Source organism: Oligoflexus sp., from assembly GCF_035638955.1.
GTDB lineage: Bacteria > Bdellovibrionota_B > Oligoflexia > Oligoflexales > Oligoflexaceae > Oligoflexus.
Map to the genome: position 1 here is coordinate 1 of NZ_DASQYZ010000077.1, position 21,148 is coordinate 21,148.

General features: G+C 52.1%; 20 protein-coding genes. 11 read left to right on the top strand and 9 right to left on the bottom strand.

Annotation, left to right across the window (positions count from 1 at the left end; all coding sequences use genetic code 11):
* A partial coding sequence (locus tag VE954_RS44135) for an MMPL family transporter (RefSeq protein ID WP_414698980.1) occupies window positions 1-203 on the bottom strand: 203 nt, incomplete at its 3' end.
* Between VE954_RS44135 and VE954_RS07245 the strand changes: the two genes are divergently transcribed.
* From VE954_RS07245 to VE954_RS07270, 6 genes are all read left to right on the top strand, one after another.
* The gene (locus VE954_RS07245) at window positions 182-925 is read left to right on the top strand and encodes a hypothetical protein (RefSeq protein ID WP_324951159.1); all 744 of its coding nucleotides are present in this window, start codon (window positions 182-184) and stop codon (window positions 923-925) included. The two genes, VE954_RS44135 and VE954_RS07245, sit on opposite strands and share 22 nt — an antisense overlap.
* Window positions 926-954: 29 nt before the next feature.
* Complete coding sequence (locus VE954_RS07250) at window positions 955-1,665, top strand: hypothetical protein (RefSeq protein WP_324951161.1); 711 nt, start codon at window positions 955-957, stop codon at window positions 1,663-1,665.
* On the top strand, window positions 1,662-2,591 hold the full coding sequence (locus VE954_RS07255) for a hypothetical protein (protein ID WP_324951163.1): 930 nt from the start codon (window positions 1,662-1,664) through the stop codon (window positions 2,589-2,591). The genes VE954_RS07250 and VE954_RS07255 overlap by 4 nt, the downstream gene beginning before the upstream one ends.
* 4 nt (window positions 2,592-2,595) lie before the next feature.
* Window positions 2,596-3,420 carry an alpha/beta hydrolase gene (locus VE954_RS07260; RefSeq protein WP_324951165.1) on the top strand — a complete coding sequence of 275 codons (825 nt, stop codon included), beginning with the start codon at window positions 2,596-2,598 and terminating at the stop codon, window positions 3,418-3,420.
* The gene (locus VE954_RS07265) at window positions 3,417-5,990 is read left to right on the top strand and encodes a HAMP domain-containing sensor histidine kinase (RefSeq protein ID WP_324951167.1); all 2,574 of its coding nucleotides are present in this window, start codon (window positions 3,417-3,419) and stop codon (window positions 5,988-5,990) included. Before VE954_RS07260 ends, VE954_RS07265 begins: the two co-directional genes overlap by 4 nt.
* A 93-nt stretch (window positions 5,991-6,083) precedes the next feature.
* Window positions 6,084-7,157, top strand: a complete 1,074-nt coding sequence (locus tag VE954_RS07270; RefSeq protein WP_324951169.1) for an alpha/beta hydrolase — start codon at window positions 6,084-6,086, stop codon at window positions 7,155-7,157.
* Window positions 7,158-7,215: 58 nt separating this feature from the next.
* Here the strand turns inward: VE954_RS07270 and VE954_RS07275 are convergent, their stop codons facing one another.
* From VE954_RS07275 to VE954_RS07285, 3 genes are all read right to left on the bottom strand, one after another.
* Complete coding sequence (locus VE954_RS07275; protein WP_324951171.1) at window positions 7,216-8,835, bottom strand: phosphatidylserine/phosphatidylglycerophosphate/cardiolipin synthase family protein; 1,620 nt, start codon at window positions 8,833-8,835, stop codon at window positions 7,216-7,218.
* A 138-nt stretch (window positions 8,836-8,973) separates the two neighbouring features.
* Window positions 8,974-9,219 carry a helix-turn-helix transcriptional regulator gene (locus VE954_RS07280; protein WP_324951173.1) on the bottom strand — a complete coding sequence of 82 codons (246 nt, stop codon included), beginning with the start codon at window positions 9,217-9,219 and terminating at the stop codon, window positions 8,974-8,976.
* On the bottom strand, window positions 9,216-9,743 hold the full coding sequence (locus VE954_RS07285; RefSeq protein ID WP_324951175.1) for a hypothetical protein: 528 nt from the start codon (window positions 9,741-9,743) through the stop codon (window positions 9,216-9,218). The genes VE954_RS07280 and VE954_RS07285 overlap by 4 nt, the downstream gene beginning before the upstream one ends.
* A 617-nt stretch (window positions 9,744-10,360) precedes the next feature.
* Here VE954_RS07285 and VE954_RS07290 point away from each other — a divergent pair.
* From VE954_RS07290 to VE954_RS07305, 4 genes are all read left to right on the top strand, one after another.
* Window positions 10,361-10,987 (top strand): TIGR02594 family protein, encoded by a 627-nt coding sequence (locus VE954_RS07290; protein WP_324951177.1) that lies wholly within the window; start codon window positions 10,361-10,363, stop codon window positions 10,985-10,987.
* Between the two features lie 260 nt (window positions 10,988-11,247).
* The gene (locus VE954_RS07295) at window positions 11,248-11,985 is read left to right on the top strand and encodes a phage tail protein (RefSeq protein WP_324951179.1); all 738 of its coding nucleotides are present in this window, start codon (window positions 11,248-11,250) and stop codon (window positions 11,983-11,985) included.
* Between the two features lie 59 nt (window positions 11,986-12,044).
* Entirely contained in the window at window positions 12,045-12,548 is a 504-nt protein-coding gene (locus VE954_RS07300; RefSeq protein ID WP_324951181.1) for a hypothetical protein, read from the top strand.
* Between the two features lie 151 nt (window positions 12,549-12,699).
* Window positions 12,700-15,963 carry a 7TM diverse intracellular signaling domain-containing protein gene (locus VE954_RS07305; protein WP_324951183.1) on the top strand — a complete coding sequence of 1,088 codons (3,264 nt, stop codon included), beginning with the start codon at window positions 12,700-12,702 and terminating at the stop codon, window positions 15,961-15,963.
* A 5-nt stretch (window positions 15,964-15,968) separates the two neighbouring features.
* Here the strand turns inward: VE954_RS07305 and VE954_RS07310 are convergent, their stop codons facing one another.
* The 4 genes from VE954_RS07310 to VE954_RS07325 form a co-directional block, all read right to left on the bottom strand.
* Window positions 15,969-16,478 carry a collagen-like protein gene (locus VE954_RS07310; protein ID WP_324951186.1) on the bottom strand — a complete coding sequence of 170 codons (510 nt, stop codon included), beginning with the start codon at window positions 16,476-16,478 and terminating at the stop codon, window positions 15,969-15,971.
* Between the two features lie 265 nt (window positions 16,479-16,743).
* Window positions 16,744-17,400 carry an SGNH/GDSL hydrolase family protein gene (locus VE954_RS07315; protein ID WP_324951188.1) on the bottom strand — a complete coding sequence of 219 codons (657 nt, stop codon included), beginning with the start codon at window positions 17,398-17,400 and terminating at the stop codon, window positions 16,744-16,746.
* A 170-nt stretch (window positions 17,401-17,570) separates the two neighbouring features.
* The gene (locus VE954_RS07320) at window positions 17,571-18,392 is read right to left on the bottom strand and encodes a hypothetical protein (RefSeq protein WP_324951190.1); all 822 of its coding nucleotides are present in this window, start codon (window positions 18,390-18,392) and stop codon (window positions 17,571-17,573) included.
* A gap of 222 nt (window positions 18,393-18,614) precedes the next feature.
* On the bottom strand, window positions 18,615-19,343 hold the full coding sequence (locus VE954_RS07325; protein ID WP_324951192.1) for a YebC/PmpR family DNA-binding transcriptional regulator: 729 nt from the start codon (window positions 19,341-19,343) through the stop codon (window positions 18,615-18,617).
* A gap of 261 nt (window positions 19,344-19,604) precedes the next feature.
* Between VE954_RS07325 and VE954_RS07330 the strand changes: the two genes are divergently transcribed.
* Window positions 19,605-20,585 carry a DUF1853 family protein gene (locus tag VE954_RS07330; protein ID WP_324951194.1) on the top strand — a complete coding sequence of 327 codons (981 nt, stop codon included), beginning with the start codon at window positions 19,605-19,607 and terminating at the stop codon, window positions 20,583-20,585.
* Window positions 20,586-20,647: 62 nt separating this feature from the next.
* On the opposite strand, the gene VE954_RS07335 is transcribed toward VE954_RS07330, so the two are convergent.
* The gene (locus VE954_RS07335) at window positions 20,648-21,082 is read right to left on the bottom strand and encodes a CBS domain-containing protein (protein WP_324951196.1); all 435 of its coding nucleotides are present in this window, start codon (window positions 21,080-21,082) and stop codon (window positions 20,648-20,650) included.
* Between the last annotated feature and the right edge of the window lie 66 nt (window positions 21,083-21,148).

Here is a 21,148-nt window from a genome sequence, read left to right on the forward strand (position 1 = left end):
TTGCCTGCTGATAGGAAGGCCTTTTTCACGGACGTGTACTCGTCCATGCCATAGGCCAACTCTTCACGTAAGCGATAGGACATATAGATTCCATAGTCTGCCCCAATACCCACGGCCATGGTGGAAACCAGAGCCGTTCGACGGGTTCTTTGCCACCAGGCGACCTGAAGAGACCCGACTCGTGCTGGACAGCACAGGTCCAAGTGCGACCAAACACTATCTCGTCCTGCGCGCGATCGGCTGGGATCGTCTGCAGCGCATGCAGGAAATTCATGGATTTTCGGGAGGGGCTCTGGCTTATTTCGGCTTCCATGCCGTTCAGCACGAGGCCCTGGCCATGCCGATCGCTGATTTTTTTGGCTCGTTCGACAGGATTTTTCGCTCCTGCCATCATGCCGATCGTTTGTCTCCTTTGAAGGCTATTCATAAGCTGGCCATACAGCGAACCAGTGCCTTTGAGCGCGAGGCTCTGGCTCAGGTCATCGAATCCATTTTCTCCCGTGATTATCTGGATCAGGACCTGAGTTCGATAGCTGCGAATTTCACCCCCTATGTCGGTGTCAAAGGGCAGAAAGAGCTTGCCCATGGCTGTCGAGTCCTGCCGGCGGGAAGCAGGGTCAGGGATCTGCTGATGGCTGCCTGCTGTGTGCCCGCCTTTTATGGCAAGCCCTCGAACATCGCACCTTATTTTGATGCAGCTTTTGCTTCAGGCTATAAGCCTAAGCTTTCCTCTCTGACACGAAGTTCAGAGTCCACTCTTGTCTCAACGCCATGGCGCTCGGGTTTGAATCAAAATACGCTCTTTGTGAATTGCTTTGGACATTCCTATCAGAAGGCGGCCATGTTTCTCGATTTTGGGCTGCTGCTGTTCAACGTGCCCAACCGCACCTATGAACACGACCTGGTGGCGGCTTTTGCTCCTTAACGTCAGCTTTCCCAGACACGAGAAATATTATGCTCCGGCACTCCCTCGTCTCCCCTGATCCTGTCAAACCTCAAGTCGCGAGCGCCCATGCCAAGGAACTTGCACTCCTCCTGGCCCAAACAGCCTGGGGTGAGGTTATCATCCAGCCTGCTCTGGAAAAATTGCGCGGACTTTTTACCCAAAAGCCCATTCTGCGCATCATCGATAGCCAGTTGAAGGATGAGCAGCGCCATGAGTCTTTGTATTGGAAACAGATTCAATCTTTGGATGGGCCTTTTCCTCAGGAAGACATTCCCTCTTACTATGTCGAGCTTCTGAAACTTGTTCAAAAATATGATTCACCCCAGGAGTTGCTGGCGATCTTGCACGTATGCCTGGAATCATTTGCTATGGGGGCTTTTGTCTATAGGCGCTCCGTGTGCTTGGACTCTGAGACGCTGGACCTCGACACAGAGGTTGAAGCTGACGAAAGACGTCACCTGGATTTTGGGCCACTGCTCGCGGCCTGCACGCTTGAAACGCATCCTCCAGTATCTCGAGAACGGCTGACGTCGTTGGCCAGGGAGGTTCATCAGATCTTCGAAGCCGATGGCATTGCCACGCAGCTGCAGAATCGTCTGGGCTCATCGTGCCTTTTGAACGAGAGCGCCATCCAAAGTTACCGCGAGGCCTGCAACAGGATCTGGCTGCAACAGTTCAAACGATTCATGCGTGCGGCCTCATCAGGGGTGAGACCTTGATTCTCCAACAGAACGCCACCAATATGTATTTCTTTCAGCAAGGTCGGCAGGCCAGCTGCCGGTATCTTCTAAGGGGCGATTTTGATGGCAGGAAACAGGCTCAAGTCATTCAGAACTTCTTTGTGAGCCAGGAACAGAGCCTTTCTGCGTATCTGAAAGCCCAAGGCTGGCAGCTTTCCATCGAGGATCTGTGGGCCGGGATCCTGGTTGAGCCGCTGGACGAGTCCATTGGTCCAGGTCTCCTGATCGACATCCCCCATTTTCTGGTCGATGCGCAGCGCGGTCTTCTCTGCCTGGATCATGCCTTTCGTGAAGGAGCTGGCCCGATGGAACCTTCGATTTCTTTTGCTTCCACGCGATCCCGGGAAGCTTTTTGCGTCCTCTCCAAGGACCTGTCCGCTCACCCCTTGTCCACCCAGCAAACGCTGACGCAATCCATCCTGAATGAGCTTGCACCGCTGCTGCCGGATGGCATCCGCCTCGTGCAGAACCTGGATCGCGCGGACAGCTTCGAGACGGGCTGGGGGAATGGCTTCGCGACTCTCGATTTGGACCAGCAGCAGCTGAGTAAATTGGCTCAAACGGACAAGGCCATCTGGAAAAGGTATCTCTTGCGAACTTCGGGCCGGCTGCTTGCTGAGATCAAGATGCATGAGACGCCTCTTCCAGCCTTTGACCGTCCCCTGCTTACGAGTGTTGGCAGAATTCCTGGACCAGCGCTTCCTCTGCCATCCCTTTCGAAGGCCGTCCAGGCCTTGTATATGTTTCCATGCCGGGTCCCGCAGAGCCGGTTCACGATGACTCTTTATAGCTATGGACCCCGGCTCTTCTTTATAGTATCGGGAAACGATGAAATGGCAGACCAACGGATGATCAGCCAGACTCTGCTTGGCAGGGGTTGGGTGCTCGAGACCAAGGGAGAATAAATTCATGGAAGACATCAAAGGCAGGACCCCTGGGGGCATACATTATCAGACACTCCGCGGCGGCACAGAGCCAAAGGAAACTCTGCTGATGATTATGGGCTATTCGGGCAGCATAGTCTCATGGACAAGCGAGTTTTTGCATGAGCTCCTGCCTTCGTTCGATCTGGTTCTTCTCGACAATCGAGGAACAGGTTATAGCTTTCATCCCGAGTCCATTGACGATATCACTGTCCCTGCCATGGCAGGCGATGTCAGGGAAGTGGTGCAGCATCTGGGCCTGAAGCATTTCAACCTTTTGGGATATAGTCTGGGCGGCTGCATTGCGCAGCAGTATACGGCCCTCTATCCAGAAACAGTCAAGCATCTCGTGCTGCTGTCGACAACAGGCGGTGGCAAACTCTATGTTCCACCCGGTGCGACCTTTCTTGCCGATCTGCAAAACCCAACAGGCAGCAGCCCTTTTGAGATGGCTCTCTCCATGTGGAGGCTCTGCATCTCGGATGCAGCCATGGACGAGCATAGGGAACGGCTCAAGCTTCTGCATGATAAGCAGATGGAAAAGGCCACCCCAAGGCGAACCTTTGCCGGACAGATGAAGGCTTTTCGCGGCTTTGCCACGGAGCAGGCTTTCCAGGATCAAAGCGCACGTCCTCCTATCACGATCATTTCAGGCAGGAATGATCGGCTGATGCCGCACGGCAATTCCCTTAAACTCCGTGAATATTTTGTGGGAAGTCGCCTGATTGAAATCGAAGACTGCGAGCATATGCCTTACCTTGAGAAAAAAGCTCAGCTGCTGCAGGCGCTGCGAACGAGCCTTTTGCCATGAAACCCGGGCATCAGCCGCGCGCAGCTTATGAGTGTTATCTGGCTCAGGACCTGGAAGCGTTGCCCGATGCCTCGGTGCCTGAGCCGCTCAAGAAACTCTGGGCTCTGACCTGGTCCGGGCAGCTGCGGGAAGCTCAGGAGTATGGGGCCACGATGGATGTGGGGGCACTGCCGGGGCCCTTGAAGGAGCTGGTCGAGGCCGATCGCGTCCTGCTGAGCGTTAAAATCGGTCTGGGTCTGCCTCAAACCAAGGCGAGCTTCGCCTGGAACAGCTTCGCCAACCTCGTCTTCAATTATGCGCTCTTTTCTTATTACTTCTGGGTCGACCACCGTCAAGCGTATCGCGCCCTTTGGCGCATGACCTGCATCTCGTTCTTTTTCCCCTACTCCAAAGCCTGGATCACGGGCATTTTCCTCTTCGGACACCTCAGCGCCATCAGTGGGTTGCCGCGCCTGGGATTTGCCGTGGCGAGCCTTATGTTCCGCCTGACCATGCAAAGGCGGAGTTCCGGCAGAAAGCTGCCGAAGTTTGCCGAAAACATCATCGTGGCCGCCTTTCCTTATACGAATTTTGTTTGCGGTCGCCTCGAAAACATCCCCCGCCTGCTGGATAGAATTCAGCCCATCATGCCTTCGGACCCTTACTATCACGCCATTTTCCAGGTCTCCTGCCTCTATGCTTTCGCGTATTCAGGGGATATCGTGCGTTGTGAGATTTTCAGCAGCCACTTTCAGAAACTCAATCAGGAAAAGAAACTTCTTCGATATCGACCCATCGCCCTGATCATCGCTCTTTTGCCCTTCGCTTTGCGGGGCTACGCCTACATGATCGAAGAGCGTTTCGAGACGATTTTTAAAAATCACGAAATTGAGGCCAGCGACCCCGCAATCAACTCCCAGTTTTTCCGCGTTGCGGCCCTCATCCAGCTGCAATTGCATCGATACGACGAAGCGCTCATCAGCATCGACCGGGCCAGCCGATACCGTCAGCAGTCGGGTTTCCATTCCTGGCAGAAGATTGACAATCAAATCAGGCGGCATGCCCAAAGCCGAACCATGCTCGACTTCCAGCAGCCTTTGCAGAGGCCCTATGTTAACCAGCAGAATGCGGGGCCTCACGTCAATTATTTTTTGACCCGCTTGATTCTCAGCCTTAAGGATTTCATATCGGAGCCGGAGCATTTCAAGGACAATCTCCGCGAAATCCTGATGACGCATTTTTCCTGGCCCCACATCATCATTCAGAAAGACGATCCGTTGATCTGCGGTTCCGATCCTATCCTTAAGGTGGATGATCACTTTCTTGTCTTCCAAGGTCTGCCTGATGATCGTGCCTCCTTTATCAGGGAAATCCTGGCCCATCTGCGCCCATATATTATCAGTCTGGAGAATTCCCAAAAGCAGATCCGTGACATGAACGAAAGGATCGGCGGGATCTCGACCATGACCACCATCGCTCAGACGGCTCAGATGCTGGCCCATGATGTCAGGCGGCCTTTCTCCCTGACCCAATCCCTGATGGAGCTGCTCCGCGAGGCGCAAGGTGAACAGGAGATAGCCTGCCTCATTCAGGAGTTCGGCCCCGAGATTGATCGTTCACTCTTCGATGTGAACAGCATGATTGCGGACGTCCTGGAAGTGGGAGGTCTCGCCAAGCCCTGCCTGGCAGCGGTGGAACCTGCCGAGCTCATCGAGAAAGCCGTAAGGGTTGGGCTCCGCCGCGTCCAGGCGCGCGATGTCGTCCTGAGTTATGCATTCCATCACCAGCATCAGGTGTTGGCTGATCAACATAAAGTATCAAGAGTCCTGGTCAATATCATAGAAAACGCCGTCGAGGCCATGCATGGCCGAGGGCGGCTCTGGGTAGAAACCCATGAAGGCCCCGACGCCCTGACGTTTGTCATCGGCAACAGCGGAAGCTTTGTCGCAGCGGACCGCAGAACGAGAATTTTTACTGCTTTTTATACCCATGGCAAGGCATCCGGGACAGGCCTGGGACTCGCGATCGCAAATAAAATCGTCATAGCCCATGGTGGCGAGATCTGGTGCGAGTCCGACCCTGAGACAGGGACCAGGATCCTCTTTACATTGAAAACCACCTGCATTCCTTCCAAGCGCATGACCGTCAGCATTCCGGATATGCTGCGATCCATTCCAGGCGATACGAAAACGCTTCCAGGTTTGAGAGCATCGCAGCGTTCCGAGCGGACGGATGCTCCAAGGTTTGCGTTGATTGAAGACAGTCCGCTTCTACGCTACCAATGGTCCCTGGTTAAGGAAGCCCAGCTTATTCGGGCCTATGCCTGCCCGAGTGAATTTATGAAAGCCTTTGCCGACAACCAGGATGAGGTGACGTCTGCGGATTTTCTGGTCGTGGACCGGCATTTTGAAAACGACCGTACCAATGATGGACTTTCCTGCATCCAATGGCTACGGGATAGTGGCTACGCGGGTAGGATTTTTCTATCGTCCAATAGCATCGTGGACCGATCCATTCTCATTCGCATGGATGCGATTCCGATATCGAAGAACCTCAAGAAGGCGTTGCCTGAGATCGCATCTCACCTTTAGAGCCCACCCGGTCGACGTCTGATAAGAGTTGCTTGACCGCTCCTTTGCCCTTACCATACTCCTACAAATTACCAATAAATTGGGGCCACACCTATGCATTCGATTGGAAAGCTATTCGTCGTTGGGAGCCTACTGGCTGGCTGTAAAACTACCGGCAGTCGGCTGCACGAGTCAGCACCATCGAATGCAGCCAGCAGCCTCTGGCAAGCTCATATCAAACTGGAGACGACCGGAAAGAAAATTCAACCCGAGTGCATGCCTAGGTTTTACCCGGCTTCATCCCAGGTTGAACATCGCGGTATGGTCATGTTCTTTCATGGCTTCACCGCCTGCCCTCAGCAATACTTTGCCATCAGTGAGCTGCTCGCGGCCAAGGGCTACGACGTCTATCTTCCCCTGATGCCAGGTCAAAGCCGTGAGCCTTTTGATGGCCCTAAGGGACAGGATGACAATCACAAGGATCTTCCTTCCACCGAGAATAAAGCTGAGTACAAGCCAGGTGATGATGAAAACGATAGGCTGCAATTTTTTGTCCAAAGCATGAATGAGATGGCCCGACAATCCAAGGGTGAAAAAATATTGGCTGGCCTTTCCGGAGGGGGCGGTCTGGCGACGGGCGCAGTCGAAGCGGGTCCAGACATCTGGACTCGTCTCCTGCTTTACGCTCCTTATTATAAAAATCCCGGAATTAGTGGTGTCGGTTCTGCGGTCCTGGACAAGGTGATGCCGGGGTTTGTCAATGACTGGGGCCCCGAATGTCGGGCCAATCGCGCTGTGGAGGGTGGCCGTGCAGGGCTTTGCTCCTTGACCATTGGATCCATTCGCGCGATGACAAACTATGGAGTGAACGCTGCGCAGCGCGTTGCAAGTATCAAAATCCCCGTTCAATTTGTAGGCGCCGAGGCGGATCCCACGGCTGACAATGGAGCCATCCACGCCGCCTTTCAAAAAATTGCGACCAACGCCAGCATTTGTCTCTATCCTAAAGGCGTCCCCCATTCCATGATCAATCCCAAATCCGATGCACCCAAGCTCGACCCCTATTGGGTCCCAGCCTTGCAGGCTGATTCCCTGGCTTTTATCATGGCAGGTCAATGGTTTCCCAGTTCGGGCGCACAGGCGTCGAAGGCGGATTACAATCTTCCTATTTGTCGCAATAAACTCTAGGCGATAAGATGAATGCCGGGATGTTTTCCTCACATGGGCTATCCCGGCATCCTTATCTTCAAAAAGTCATGTCACAGCTGATCGACTCGTCCCGGATCTCATCCGCCGTAACGGGAACAGCGATCGCAAAATTTGTCGTAAAGACCTGTTCCTGCCAGCCACGCACAACTTCCGGGTGAAACACGAGAACATTCAATTCACGCGACTGATTCCAGGACTGCGTGTCCATATTTGCGCTTCCTACCACCACCACAGCATCGTCCACGCTCATAAACTTGGCATGAGAGTTGTTCGGCCGTTCTTCTGGATTTTTCCCTTTGGTATTGTCCACGACGCGCGTGGGTTGACCGTCTTTCATCATGGCAAACCAGCGAAGTTCATGCTTCGGACCTTGGGGAGTTGGTGCGCCTATCTCTTTGACCAGGCGCAGGATCCCTCTCTCGTTCTGTCCACCCTGTCCCACCTGGTTCTCGCTCTGACAATTGAAGAGCTTGGAGTTAATCATTTCCAATTTCACGCCACGCTTGACGGCTGCTCCCAAGCTGCGGACGGCCGCATCATCGTTGAAATTGGGTGTTTGAATGCGAATATTCCTTTGTGCCCCTTGCATGATCGCTTGAAACGCGCGGTTCTGGCTGTTGTTATTGCTTTGTGAAGGGATTCCATTGCCGTTGCGACTGGTGATCACCACGGGCACTCCGGCTTTATCTTGAAAGGGATCCGCCATCATTTTTTCGATAGGATAAATCGTATTGAAAACTTTGTTGTAGGGAGTGCCCAAACCATCGGCAAGCTTGGTATTCGCATCCTTCTCGGTTCCAGAACTGGCTCTGATCAAGTTATTGATCAGATCATAGCGCAGTCCCCGGGCCACAGCACCTCCCATCATATAGCCAACATCGTACCAATTCACATCTACATCATTGAATCGTTGAGCGTTGGCTCCGGTGATCATGGCCATCTGCCCATCGATGACCATGGACTTGACATGATTGGTTCCAAAGGCTTTGTGCGTATAGGTCAGCACTTGAATATCGAGCACCTTGGGATCCAATCCCAAGGCGTTGATAGCATTCCTGGCATCCGCACCGTAATCAACCACGCGCTCACCCTTGGTCATCGCTCCAATCACATCCAAAGCCGTCGGTCCGAAATTAGCCACAATGCGCACCACAACGGGTCGACAGTCCGGGCAGAACTTCTTGCGGTTTTGTTCCAGGTCTTGCAATCCCTTCATGATTTCCTTGGCTGAATCAGATTTCGATTCCCAAACGTAGGTTTGAAATAGAACCTCTTCCTGCGCTTGACCAATCAGACGTCTATGGGCTTGAAAGTTATCTGGACCTTTGATGTAGGTTTTGCGATCGAAAATATTGTCCTTGGTGTAAAGATATCCCTGCAGCTGGCTGCTGCTTTGCTGTAATTCCGCGAAATCGAATCGATCATGGACTGCTTTGTCCTGGGTTGTGGCTTTTTCCCGATCGAGTTCCTGTTGAAACGTTTGCAAAATGCAGGTTCTTCGATCGGGCGGAACCGCTTCTGGATCCACTAGACTGAGGACTCTTTCCAGCAAGCCTGCATCCTGACAACCTGTCTGCGCCGACACCGAACTGTGGGTTGTTTTGCAGGCCTGCAGCAGCAGTATGAAAGCCACAGCGATCATTCGATTCCAATGCATGGAGCATCCTTTATAAAATCCCGGAGCTTGAAGTGGCGATTCTAAACTGCAAATTTTTTCAATTATTGCAGACTCAATGCTTTTTTGTCATAGGTGAATGGCTGCGACTTTGGGAACTTAAGGCGGCGTCTTTTACCTTCAGGAATCTTCGCGCTGAGATCCATCATCGGCATCTTGGGACGCTTCAGCCGTATATTCCAGAATATCGCCCGGCTGACAGTCGAGATGTCGGCAGATCGCTTCCAGAGTTGAAAAACGGATGGCTTTGGCTCGTCCTGCTTTCAACACCGAAAGATTCTGCGGCGTAATGCCGATCAGTTCCGAGAGTTCATTTAACTTCATTTTGCGTCGGGCTAGCATCACATCAAGGTTCACGATAATCATACTGTGAGCTCATAGCTTTCTTCCAATGCTCGACCGATTGGTATCAATTTGGAAAAATAACGGATAAATGTCCCCGCAGCGCCCCCGGCATAACTGATGCTGAAGACAAACTGCAGTGGCATATCGCTCTTTGCGAGATTCGGCATGTCGACCACGACCGCCAAAGGAATAAAGAAATAGCAGGCGATTTCCGTATAGATGCCAATCTTCCGCATATTGGACAAGACTTTGGCGTTAAAAAAACGACCGCTTTCAAATTCCTTCAGGATATCGATCATCAAATAGCTGATGATAGCAACGAGCAGCAGGTTGAATTCCAAAGACATGCTCGCATTCAGATAAGACAGGATTCCTCGGATATCCTTGCCGTTGCCTGCCACCGAGTTGGATTCCAGAAGGCCCTGAACCATACCGGAAAAAATGTCAGACAACACAATAAAGGTCAGCACTCCAGAAACAATCCGGAGCAGAAAACGGGTTCGCTTGAAGTATTTTTTGAGCGTCGCGAGGTCGGTCGGTGACATGTTTGACTCCTGGATCTGATAAGAACCACGATCCAGGTGTATCAGGAGTCAGCTGTAAGTTGCAATAAAAAAGTATCGTTTATCGATATATTATTACTGTTAGGCTTTATATATGCCACTTTGCCATGATGGCATAAATTGACTCGGAATTGTGACCGGAAGCGGAATTTCCTAATGCTCATGGGGTTTCATACAGAGGGCAAGGAGCCACATAAATGCTGAAAAATTCCCTCTTGGAATGCGATCGTATTATCGTCTGCGTCCGTCGAGTCGTCTTCGAAAAACGGATTGACCTCGAAAACCTGATAACGGAGACTTGCTACACCCAATTTCGAGGCAACAGGTCCTTTGTCTACGTAGACCTGTGAATGGTTGTAATGAGGATCCGGCAGCCTGCCATCGAAAGGGAAAATGCCGGACCACTACCAGAATTGCCAGCCCAAACACCAAGGCATTCACATGCGAAGAATGAACCCTCATGCCGGGAAAAGCGTGACTTTCACCTCGACTGCCATTACCCTTGGACCGAAGTGCTTCAGGCGCTTTTCGGTTCGCGAATTAGCAAACACCCAAGCGGATCCTGCATTCCGGGCATCCCATTTTCATTGAGCTACCCCATGAAAAAACCAATGATGCTTCCCATGGCAAGCGTCCTGTTCCTGTTGTTGCAGGGCTGCGGCCTCGATCCCGGCGGTTACGAAGTTCGAGACTCTCGTTACACGATCCCCCAGGAAGCCGATCCCGAATGGCTCAAGGTGGCCAAGGCTGAATTAGGTGTCAGCGAGCAGCGAGGGAGCGGTCAGCACAATCAACGCATCCTTGAGTATTTCCGTTCAGTCGGCGACTCCTGGATCCAGAGTGACGAAACTCCGTGGTGCGGAGCCTTCGTGGGCTGGAGCCTCTTGCAATCGGGAGAGCCCATTGCAAAGCCCAGGATGGGAAGTTTTCGAGCGATAAGCGCGCAGACATGGAAGTTATACGGTAAGGAGCTCACCGAAGACGCGTTGGTTCCCGGCGTCATCATCGTGATCTACGATACCGAACGGACGAGCGAAGACACCCGGTCCGGGTATCATGTCGGATTCTATCTGGATCGCATAGTCGAGGACGATCAGGAGCACCTTATTATCCTAGGCGGCAATCAGAGCAACCGCGTTTCAGTGAAATCCTATCCCATGAATAAATGGGAGATCCGCGAGCTGCGCTGGCCGCGTACACGCCAAGCTCTTGGACGCGTCCGGTGAGTTGAGAATCTTAGGCCGTCCCGCGGCCATTCGTCACGCATGCTTCCAAGCTTACACACCCTGAAACACACTCGGTTCCTGCGCATTCAGGTCCTCGAACATCGTGAATGCCCTACACAAATGGCACGCCACAACCACTTTGGCATGGCAGAATTTTTTTCAACGATACCTGCAACATTTCACAGCCCTTCCCATCCTTGACCTCAAGGTTTGTGCTCCGGGTTTTAATATTTGGAATCGAAAGGCAATGCAAAGGCATCATGATTCAACACGCGTGGGTCAAAAATCTGGTTTTGGTGGGTGCTCTGCTTACTTCACACTCCGATGCGTTTGGTGCAGCCAACGACGTCGAGCAGTTGAAAAAACTGGTCACCTTGCTGCACGCAGAAGTTCAGGGGCTGAAAGCGTCTCAAATCGGTTTGATTGAAACCTTTGCAGGTACTGCCGTTCCGAATGGTTACCTTCCTTGTGATGGCCGCATGGTGACGAAAGCATCGTATCCGACTCTCTTTGCGAAGCTGGGTTATACATACGGTGGCACTGCCGACTCCTTCCGTCTTCCCGACCTGCGCGGGCAGTTTCTCCGCGGATGGTCAGGAATGGGCGCAGGCCCGACAGCGACGGTTGATGCCAATAGAAGTTTAGGCACGACGCAACCCTTCGCAACATCTGCGAGCGGGATTGACACGCGAACGGACCTCATAGGCCCTGCAGCGATCGAGGCTTTTGATGGCAACAACTGGTATAGCGTCAATAGCGGCGGACACCAATGGTCGACCGAGGGCGGAACCGTCGGTATTCCTTCTGTACGACATGGGAGTTTTGGGAATGATGGTCAAGCTTACCCTTGGGGTGGAGCAACAGAAAATCTCAATCACGGCCAAGGGCGGCATGTCTATTTCCATGTTCGAAGCGGCACCTGGAAGACCGTTCTCAACGGAGCACCTGAGACCCGCCCTACGAATGTTGCCGCTCAGTTTATCATCCGAGCTCAATGAAGACTGGAAGTAAACCAAGTCTAGCGTACGCGATCCCTCAAATCTTTATGGAGTCAAAAATGTTTCGTTCCCGGATATCTGTCATGCTCGGCCTTGCAATGATGTTGACCAGCACCCTCGGCTCTGCAGCCACAGTGGACGAATTGCAGAAGATTATAACGATGCAGCAAGCACAGATCGCAAGGCTCAGTACAGCCTTGGAAGACGTTAAGAAGCAGGTCATGGCGAATACTGCTGCCACGGACCAGAAGATCCTTGCCGCGAAGACGGAGCTTCAGCAGACGGTCAGTTCAAATCACGATACCCTTCAGACAAAAATTAGCGCTGTTGATACGAAAAGCTCCAATGTGAACGATCGCCTTTCAAATGTTATCAGCGGTCATGAGATCGTGAGCTCTTTGCGATTTTCTGGGCCTGCGGGAGATGCTTATATCAGTTATGACAACGGCATCAGCATCACCGCACCGGGTGGTTCGGCCAATGGATACTTGATCGTGCATCCGGGCGCCATCAAGTACTGGAGGCAGAGTCCAGAACGCGTGCAGGTCATAGCCTCTTGGTAAACAGCCGGCTTCGCTGAGAACGAACCAGGATCAGTCCGCTGCCAAGGTGGCCTTTACTTCCTCCTTACCGCAGGGAATGGGGGAACATACCGTGTTTTGCTTTCTGAAAACGTTGTAACATAAAGGAAAGCAAACTCGGAGAACGCCACCCATGCGAAAAGCCCAGTCATGGCCGATGATCATCATTATCGTGTTCCTGCTCTGGAGTCGCCCATCTTTGGCTCAAAAGGCCCCTCCCCTTGTTCCCAATCCTGATGCCATGGACACAGGATTTTCGATCGAGAAATTCACCTCCTATCGGGAAGATCCCAGTCATAGCATTGAAATTGAAGCGCTCTTACAGAAAGGCGAGGACGCCCATCCGTTCAAGCGCGTTGAGAAAGGCCTCGCTTTTGGTTACACCCATAGCCGATTCTGGATCCAATGGGAAATCAGGAACCCCGATGAAAAACCCCTGTCGTTGATTCTTGCGCTCACCTACCCCATGCTCGATTACGCTGGACTTTACACAGTGCATGATGGGCAGCTTATCAGCAAACAGGAGGGCGGCGATGTTTTTCCCTATGCCTCCAGGCTCCTGCCGGGTCGGCACTTTACTTATGCCATCGAGGTTCCGGCACGGTCGACCCGAACTTTCTTTATGGAAACCCATAGCAGCAGTGCCTTGACGCTGCCTTTGGCTCTGTGGGAAAAAGATGCGCTCGTTCGTCATGTGGCGCAGGAGCAACTCATCTTCGGCCTGTACTTCGGGGCGCTCGCAGCCCTTTTCCTCTACAATTCTTTTATCTACGTCTCGACCGGATTCAGCCGTTCCTATGCCGCTTACCTGCTTGTCATGGCATCCAGCATCCTGTTCTACCTGGCCTGGACCGGCTTTGGCATGCAAGTTTTCTGGGGGAATTCGCAGTTCATGGCTCAAAGAGGCTGGTCCCTGGCTGGAAATCTGTTCGCCCCTTCCATGTATGCCTTCCAGATTTTTTTCTTCGGCCTGAAACAGACCATGCCCCGCGTCTTCCAAATCTGGAGAGGGATCATCGTCTTTCATGTTCTCGTCTTTATCGCCTGTCTCGGCCTTCCTCTTCACCTTGTTCAGAAACTCGGGTTTATGGCGGGCGCCTTTGGTTGCGTCGCAGCTTTCACAATCAGCCTTCTGTTGGCCGTTCGAGGCAACCGACAGGCGAAATTTTTTCTTATGGGATGGTCGGTTTTCCTGATGTTCATCGCCCTGGGTGCAGCCATCACACTCGGTGGCCTGCCCCTTCCTATCGCTCTGTCGACGTACGGAAGTCAGATAGGATCTGCATTGGAGAGCATCGTACTGGCCATGGGTTTGGCCGACCGCATCAATCAATTGCAGAAGACCCGAATTCAGCAATCACAGAAAATCGCCGAGCAATGGACACAGATTTCTTCGCTGAAGGACCGCTTAGAGTTTCTGCTTCAGTTCACCCGCAAGGTTGCCCACACACGATCGGCCACCGAAGCTGCGCAGATCGCCCTGAACCTCGTCGAGAAAGTGATGCCGCAACTTAGACTGCATCGGGCTCTCTTCATTGACGAGGATGGGCAATCTCAGGCTTTACAATTATCCCAGCCATCAGGTCCAGAGAAGGGTCCCACTCCTCGCCTGCCAGTGGCGTTGGTTGCCAGTGATCTCGACAAGGATAATGACAGGACCTGGTTTTTTAAAGTGGAAGGCCGGGAAAGGACGGAAGGCTGGCTGGTTCTGGAAGCCGATCAGCCGTTCAGCTGGGTTGATCTTGATAAGGTTACCCTTTCTGGAGTTCTGCAGTCTCTAGCGATGGCGCTTGAAAATATCTCCTACTTCACCAATCTCGAGCTTAAGGTGCAGGAGAAAACGCGCGATATCCGCTCTCTCTTGCAAAGCAGTCACCTGGGGATCATGGCGGTCGTTGGACCCAACCTCGTGATTGATCGTGAGTACTCGCCTTTTCTGGAGGACATACTGGCTGAACGCGAACTGGAAGGGCAGAAAGCCCTTACCATCCTGTTTCGCTACAGCAGCCTCAGCATCGATACCATGGCCAGAGTGGAGCAGACCATGCTCGCGAGTATGAACGAGGATATTCTGGTCTTCGAGATGAATTGTGGCAACTTTCCGAATCGCATGCATTTGACATGGCCCGATGAGAGACAGCGTTCGATCGACCTTGACTGGACAGCGGTCCAGGACCGGCATGGAAAGGTCGCCAAGATCCTGATCACTTGCCGTGATGTCACCGAAATCGAGGCTGTTCGGATTCATGCGGAGGTGCAGGAAGCCGAACTGCAGATCATCTCGCAGCTGATCCATATAGCAGCGGATCAGTTCCAGCGCTTTTATCACAGCAGCCGTCATTTCCTTGATGAGAACCTCCGACTGATCCTCACCAACCGAAATTTCGCTCCAGAAATCGTCAAGGTGCTTTTCATAAATATTCATACGATCAAAGGTTCGGCCAGAACCCTGGGCTTGACGGAGTTAACGGACAGGAGCCACAAGCTGGAAACCGAGCTCGGTCTGACCCAGCACGATGAGCAAGCCTGGAATCAAAATCGCATGGATGAGCTTCATCGGGAACTTGTGATAATCCTCGATCGGTACGCGACAGTTAATAAGGAAAAACTGAACCGGCAGGATCATCAAAACAATTATGTCAACCTAAGCCGCAAGGAACTCATGCAGTGGCATCGGGAAATTCAACGGATCCTGCGGGTTCTCCCCGTACAACAGTTTCATTCAGTGCTTAAAAGCCTCGACGAGCAGCTCGTGCATCAACTCTTTGTGCCATTGTCCGCACTTCTGCTCGAAAACCAGATACCTCTCGCAAAGCTTGCCAAGGATCTGATGAAAGAGGAACCTCACCTTCGCATCATCGATGCCGACGGGCTTTTCCTCACGCTTGAGGCGGCAGAAACACTGCGCAGTTCCCTCGTTCATATCCTGCGAAATGTAATGGATCACGGCATCGAAACCGCGGCTGAGCGGGTGGCGGCTGGCAAATCTTCGAAAGGTACAGTGCAAATTCAGGCGCTCCACGGATCCGATGGCCTTCAGCTCATCATATCCGACGACGGTCGCGGTCTTGCGATTCGCAAGATACGGGAAATCGCCGTCATCCAAGGATTAATTGACGAGCACAATCAGCTTAACGTCCTGGAGATCGCGTCGATGATTTTTGAACCCGGCTTCTCAACGGCCTCGAGACTCACAGAATTCTCGGGCCGCGGCGTGGGTCTGGATGCCGTGAAGCAATATTTGAGCCGCTTGCAAGGGTCGATCGGCCTGACACTCTTGAAGGAAAATCCTTCCGTCCTTGATTTCGTTCCATTCCATATGGACATCAGGCTGCCTGGTGAAGCCTGCTTCTTCATGGAACCCTCTCAGGGGGAAAGCTTTGATCATGCGGGTTGATGCGTTTATAGGCATTCGAGATAGTTGTTCAGATAAGGCCAGTCAGCGCGGGCATCGGTCGTCGCGATGCCCCAACCTAGCGAAAGCCAGGTATGACCCCGTCCATCTTGAACGCCAGTACGTATTCGGATCATGCGACCACAAATCTCCATACCGTCACGTCCTGGAGCGCCTTGGATGCCTTGGGCGCCTTGCGGACCCAAAGGACCCTGTGCACCATCCAAACCCCTATCGCCTTTGTCGCCTTTGTCACCTTTAAGGCCACTGGGGGATCCCTTCCAGATAATGTTGCCATTTTCATGAGAGGCCAAAGCTTGGTCTTTAAAGTAAAGGGCATCGCCTTGAGTCTTTAAACCTTCGAGCTTCTTTTCCAGGGCACTGAGACGCGCAGCCTGAAGAGCGACGATGTTTTTCAAAGCAGTGATTTCGTCTCGACCGGAATCACCGGAGGTTTGAGCCAACACGGGCATGGAAAGATTGAAAAGGACGAGGATCGCAAAAGCCTTAATTTTCATGACGGGGTTCCTTCACTGACATCCGCACTTGATCAGCTCTAGAGCTTCGAAATCAATTATTATTGCAGTGGAGCTGAAGTATGGAAGGAATTCATCACCGCCGACGTGCAGGACCGCACCGTCACCAACCGGTCCAAACTTGCGGCCATTGCTGAGTTTCCGTCAGGCTCTCGAGTCCTCCAGGCTTAAAAAAATTTATATTTTCAATTTGTTACATTGACCCGCAAGGTTGAGTGCGGGCCCGTATCTCCATCCGATGGAGCCATCAGTCGATGGTTTGCATTCTCTCCCAGAGCAACTGGGCCATCTTAATTGACCCGGTCCGGCTCGGATGAATGCCGTCCCAGCTTAGATTGCCAGAACCTTGCATAATGTCTCGCGTGTCAACCACTTCGCAACGAACCGTTGTATTTTCACAAAGCGTCGCAGCGCGGGACATCGCATAATCAACGGCCTTTTCCAGGCCCGAAGCAAGCGAGGTCGTGTAATAGTAGCCAAGGAAAAAGATGCGTTCAACGCCATCAGCTTCCATCTGATTGACCAAATCCAAGCCCTGACTCGTAGCCTTCTCGATCACGTTAATGCAGGTTTGATTGAACGCTCGGCAATTCCCCATGTTGGCTAGAACATCATTGCCTCCACCGTTCATGATAACGGTCCGCGCAATGCCGTTCGCTCGCGCTTGCTGATACTGACGAACTATGCCGCTCATGATGGCTCCATTGCGGGCATAGGAATCGATGTCCAGGGATGAGATCTCTTCCAACTCACTATTGATAACACCGTTCAAAGCGAAGATGCTGTCGCCAATGATTATAGTTTCATTGGCGGCACGATTGACGTCTTCAGCACTTTCCGCATGTGCACTCACACTCACCAGGGATAAGGCAGCAACAACGCTCGCTTCTAAAAATAGGCGCATAGCTTTGAGTCTCCACTGCGAAGGGAAATGAAAGATTGAGAATTTGTGACTTTAATGATCGTCCTGTCTATTAATACTTCGCACTGGTAGGTTGAACTCAATTTACTTTTCGTCATGCAGATCGGTCGAGGTTGGAAAGATAAACTCGGGTCAGCCCCGAGTAGGCCAGCTTAAAAATTCAGATTTAAGCCAAGTGTCGACTGTCGCGCTTCGAAGGAAACATGCGGTCGCAGGTTCCATGACGATACCGAGACTTTCCTCGCCCGGGACTCGTTTTCCTCGATCGAATCGATTAACCCTTCAATCTCCTGATCGCTCGGGCGCAAGGTAAAATACAGACCAAAACCCAGACCGATGCTCGCCAGACTTCCCATACCGAGCTTAAAGGCATTATCCTTCTGCTTTTCCGTGCGATCATCTTGCTCATTGGAGCTCGGTGAGACCAAACCGTAGAGGAGCATACCCACAAAACCTGCGCCAATAAGCGGATAACTCACCACTCTTCCGAAATCCTCTTTACGGACGAGATGATGATAGCGGTCCTGGAGGTTTTTACCGGCAGGTAACTTAACATCAACTTCACTTTGGATATAGCGACCAATCTCTCGCAAGTTTTTTCCATACACCTGGACTGCGTGAGAATCATGAAAGACTTCCTGATCTTCTTTCATGGGGTTCACCGCGGCTGGCAGCTCATTGGATTGATACAGGGCGAGACTCTCGCTTGCTATGGTTTGGCAGCCTTGACCAGCGGGGCACTGTAAAAGAATAAGACTTTGATTGATGACCCTCACCACCTTGACCTTGAGGTAGCGGGTGCCGTCGGTCAGGAACAGTGTATCACCGTCACTTAAAAACTGAGTATCATCCGTACGACCTTCCACAAGCATCCGATTATTACTATTGTCTGCTTTTTTCAAGGTGACATCGAATGCCAGGGCACGAGTAGCCAGAAGAGAGAACACCATCGAGATACAGAAAAGGAACTTCATACCAACACTCCTCAGCAAAGTTCGGGGCTGATATGCAGGATCAATTCCGTCACTTTAACCAATAACTTTGGGGTTAAAGTGTCTATCATGGAACAAATTGTCAAATTTGTGGACATCAACGCGGGCCACGCCGTGTCGCGTGCAAACGTGAAACCAACCCGGTTTTCAGCCCGCTGGAGAGGAGCAATCTGTCGCTCCAGGGGCTATTTTTCAGAAAAGGCCTTACTCGTCCTCTTTATCCAGCAGATTGTGATACACAGTCGCGACGTCGTCATCTTCCGAAAGAACATCAATCAGATGTTCCAATTTAGTTAGGATGCTTTCATCTGTGATTTCTTTTTTCGTTAAAGGAATTCTAACAAGGGAGGCTTCGTCAGGAGTAACACCCAACTCCATAAGCTTTTCCTGGATTGAGCCAAATTCCGACATGGGCCCCGAAACTTCGTAATGGTCATCGATGCGTTCGATTTCTTCAGCGCCACCGTCAATCATTGCGAGTGTAAAATCATCTTCAGACTGAACCGCTTCTTTGGGGATAACGAACAAGGCAATACGACTGAAAACAAACTCCAGAGAACCGGTGGTTCCGAGCGAACCGTCATATTTACGGAAATAGCTCCGAACATTGCCGACTGTCCGAGTGGGATTATCCGTGGACGTTTCAACAAATATGGCCACACCACCCGGTCCATAGCCCTCATAACAGACGTCTTCATAGCCCGGGCCTTCGGTGCCCTGGCCTTTTTTTATCGCTTTTTCGATATTATCTTTTGGCACGTTCAGTTTTTTGGCGCGCTCCACTGCGACTCGGAGCAGAAAATTGTTAGCGAGCTCGCCACTGCCTCCCTTGGATGCCTTAAAAACATCTTTGAGCGCCCTTGTGAAAGTTTGTCCCCGGGCCTTATCGGCAGCCCCCTTGCGCACGGCTATTTTAGCAGACTTTCTTCCCATATATTCCTACCTGATTATCACGGCCTCTTTGACCTGATGAGTACTTTAATAAATTTTATAACGATGAGCAACGTCAAGAAAAACGAATTTCGGCGAAGTCAATAAGGCGAGCAGCAAGGTCCTGGGGGGATCGACGTGAGAAATAAGTCTTAGAACGCGTGTTTCAAAATCATAGGGATCGCGGCCTTGAAGTGGGTTTGCCCTGTGCTAGGATAAGGGGTCGGACTTCCCATGACCCTTTATCCCGCGGGGTATGCTTTCATGGAACACAAGACTTGTCCGTCACGCTTTCCATTTCAGGATCTTCAAGCGCTGATCACAAATCCCCTTCTGCTTGATGAACGGTTTCCCACCTTCGCCGGCCGAACAGTTTCCTCGGCCTGGCAGCGGACCATGCATGACCGGTCGGTGACGCTCCTGGAACAGCTCGTTCATGATCCCTCTCCCCTTTTGGATTGGGTGGCTCATCGGCCGTCGCATAGGCTTGGTTATTATTTTGAACAGCTTTTTCTGTTCTGGTTGAGTCACCTTGGTCCTATAACCTCGCTCCATGGGCACAGACCCGTTGTTGAGAATCATCGGACTCTTGGTGAACTGGATATCCTTGGTTTCGATCAGGATACAGGCGAAGGCTTCCACTTTGAACTGGCGATCAAGTTTTATCTTCAAGTTGCCAAGGATAGAGTCGAGCCTTGCGATTTTGTAGGACCGAAGGCTCAGGATCGGTTAGATATCAAACTCGATCGGCTCTTTCAAAAGCAGCTTCGGCTGTTGGAAACGGAAGCGGGGCGTCGCGCCATCCCTCGCGAGCTGCAAAACGTACCGATCCTATCGCAGGCTTTTGTCCAAGGCGGGCTCTTCTATCCGCTCGAGGTCTGGCTTGGATCGGAGGCACCTCGTGTTCCTGCAGGACTCATGAGCACAGCACCGATCGGCTGGTGGATCCGCATGGACCAGGTGCCGCCGCGCGATTGGTCGCAGCTGCCTGCTGATCAATGGTCGGACTTGCCACGACTCGAGTGGCTATCCCGGCAAAACCGAGATCGTGATGACCCGGACCTTCAAGACGCTGAACATTTTTGGGACATATCCCGACGCAAAATTCAAGAGACAGGGCGGGCTATACTTGCCGTAGGTTATGTTCGGGCGGGCGCTCATGGCGGTTGGCTGGAAGTGACGCGAGGCTTTCTGCTGCCTGAGACCTGGCCCCAAACCATGGCTACAGACAGAGACAAGTCATAGGCAAGGACGCCGGCGAGCAATGGCGAAAGACGTGGCTGCCGGCCTGGGAAATCAATCGACTGTTAAGAGGGCTGGCTGCCTGCGGGCTCGGATACGTTTTTCAGAACCTCGCCGGAAAGTTCATCATCGCCTGTTTCCCGGGAGATGTCGCCGAGCGAGACGATGCCGACCAATTCCTGATCGCGGCTAAGGACGATCAGACGGCGGATCTGCTTCTCTTCCATCACCTGGGCTGCTTCTTCCACATCGTCATCTTCATACATGCAAACCACATCGCCGGTCATCGCTTCCGTCACCAGGCTATCAGCGGAATCCTTGCCTTCTGCAATAGCCCGCACAACGATATCCCGGTCTGTGAGCAGACCAATAATGGCCTGCTCATCACAGACGGGAAGGATCCCCGTATCGAGATCGCGCATTTTGCGGGCAGCCTCGCGAATGGTGGTTGCAGGCGAAACGACGTGTACATATTTTGTCATAATATCTCTAAGTTCCATGCCAAACTCCTTATTCAAGCGTTCATCCATTACCTTCAGAGTCCTATGCAAGATCCATGTTCAATG

Coding starts and splice junctions, on each gene's coding strand:
- VE954_RS07335 (WP_324951196.1), bottom strand. CDS start 21,082: ATGGAACTTAGAGATATTATGACAAAATATGTACACGTCGTTTCGCCT.
- VE954_RS07270 (WP_324951169.1), top strand. CDS start 6,084: ATGCATTCGATTGGAAAGCTATTCGTCGTTGGGAGCCTACTGGCTGGC.
- VE954_RS07265 (WP_324951167.1), top strand. CDS start 3,417: ATGAAACCCGGGCATCAGCCGCGCGCAGCTTATGAGTGTTATCTGGCT.
- VE954_RS07310 (WP_324951186.1), bottom strand. CDS start 16,478: ATGAAAATTAAGGCTTTTGCGATCCTCGTCCTTTTCAATCTTTCCATG.
- VE954_RS07260 (WP_324951165.1), top strand. CDS start 2,596: ATGGAAGACATCAAAGGCAGGACCCCTGGGGGCATACATTATCAGACA.
- VE954_RS07275 (WP_324951171.1), bottom strand. CDS start 8,835: ATGCATTGGAATCGAATGATCGCTGTGGCTTTCATACTGCTGCTGCAG.
- VE954_RS07295 (WP_324951179.1), top strand. CDS start 11,248: ATGATTCAACACGCGTGGGTCAAAAATCTGGTTTTGGTGGGTGCTCTG.
- VE954_RS07315 (WP_324951188.1), bottom strand. CDS start 17,400: ATGCGCCTATTTTTAGAAGCGAGCGTTGTTGCTGCCTTATCCCTGGTG.
- VE954_RS07280 (WP_324951173.1), bottom strand. CDS start 9,219: ATGATTATCGTGAACCTTGATGTGATGCTAGCCCGACGCAAAATGAAG.
- VE954_RS07320 (WP_324951190.1), bottom strand. CDS start 18,392: ATGAAGTTCCTTTTCTGTATCTCGATGGTGTTCTCTCTTCTGGCTACT.
- VE954_RS07300 (WP_324951181.1), top strand. CDS start 12,045: ATGTTTCGTTCCCGGATATCTGTCATGCTCGGCCTTGCAATGATGTTG.
- VE954_RS07305 (WP_324951183.1), top strand. CDS start 12,700: ATGCGAAAAGCCCAGTCATGGCCGATGATCATCATTATCGTGTTCCTG.
- VE954_RS07325 (WP_324951192.1), bottom strand. CDS start 19,343: ATGGGAAGAAAGTCTGCTAAAATAGCCGTGCGCAAGGGGGCTGCCGAT.
- VE954_RS07250 (WP_324951161.1), top strand. CDS start 955: ATGCTCCGGCACTCCCTCGTCTCCCCTGATCCTGTCAAACCTCAAGTC.
- VE954_RS07330 (WP_324951194.1), top strand. CDS start 19,605: ATGGAACACAAGACTTGTCCGTCACGCTTTCCATTTCAGGATCTTCAA.
- VE954_RS07290 (WP_324951177.1), top strand. CDS start 10,361: ATGAAAAAACCAATGATGCTTCCCATGGCAAGCGTCCTGTTCCTGTTG.
- VE954_RS07285 (WP_324951175.1), bottom strand. CDS start 9,743: ATGTCACCGACCGACCTCGCGACGCTCAAAAAATACTTCAAGCGAACC.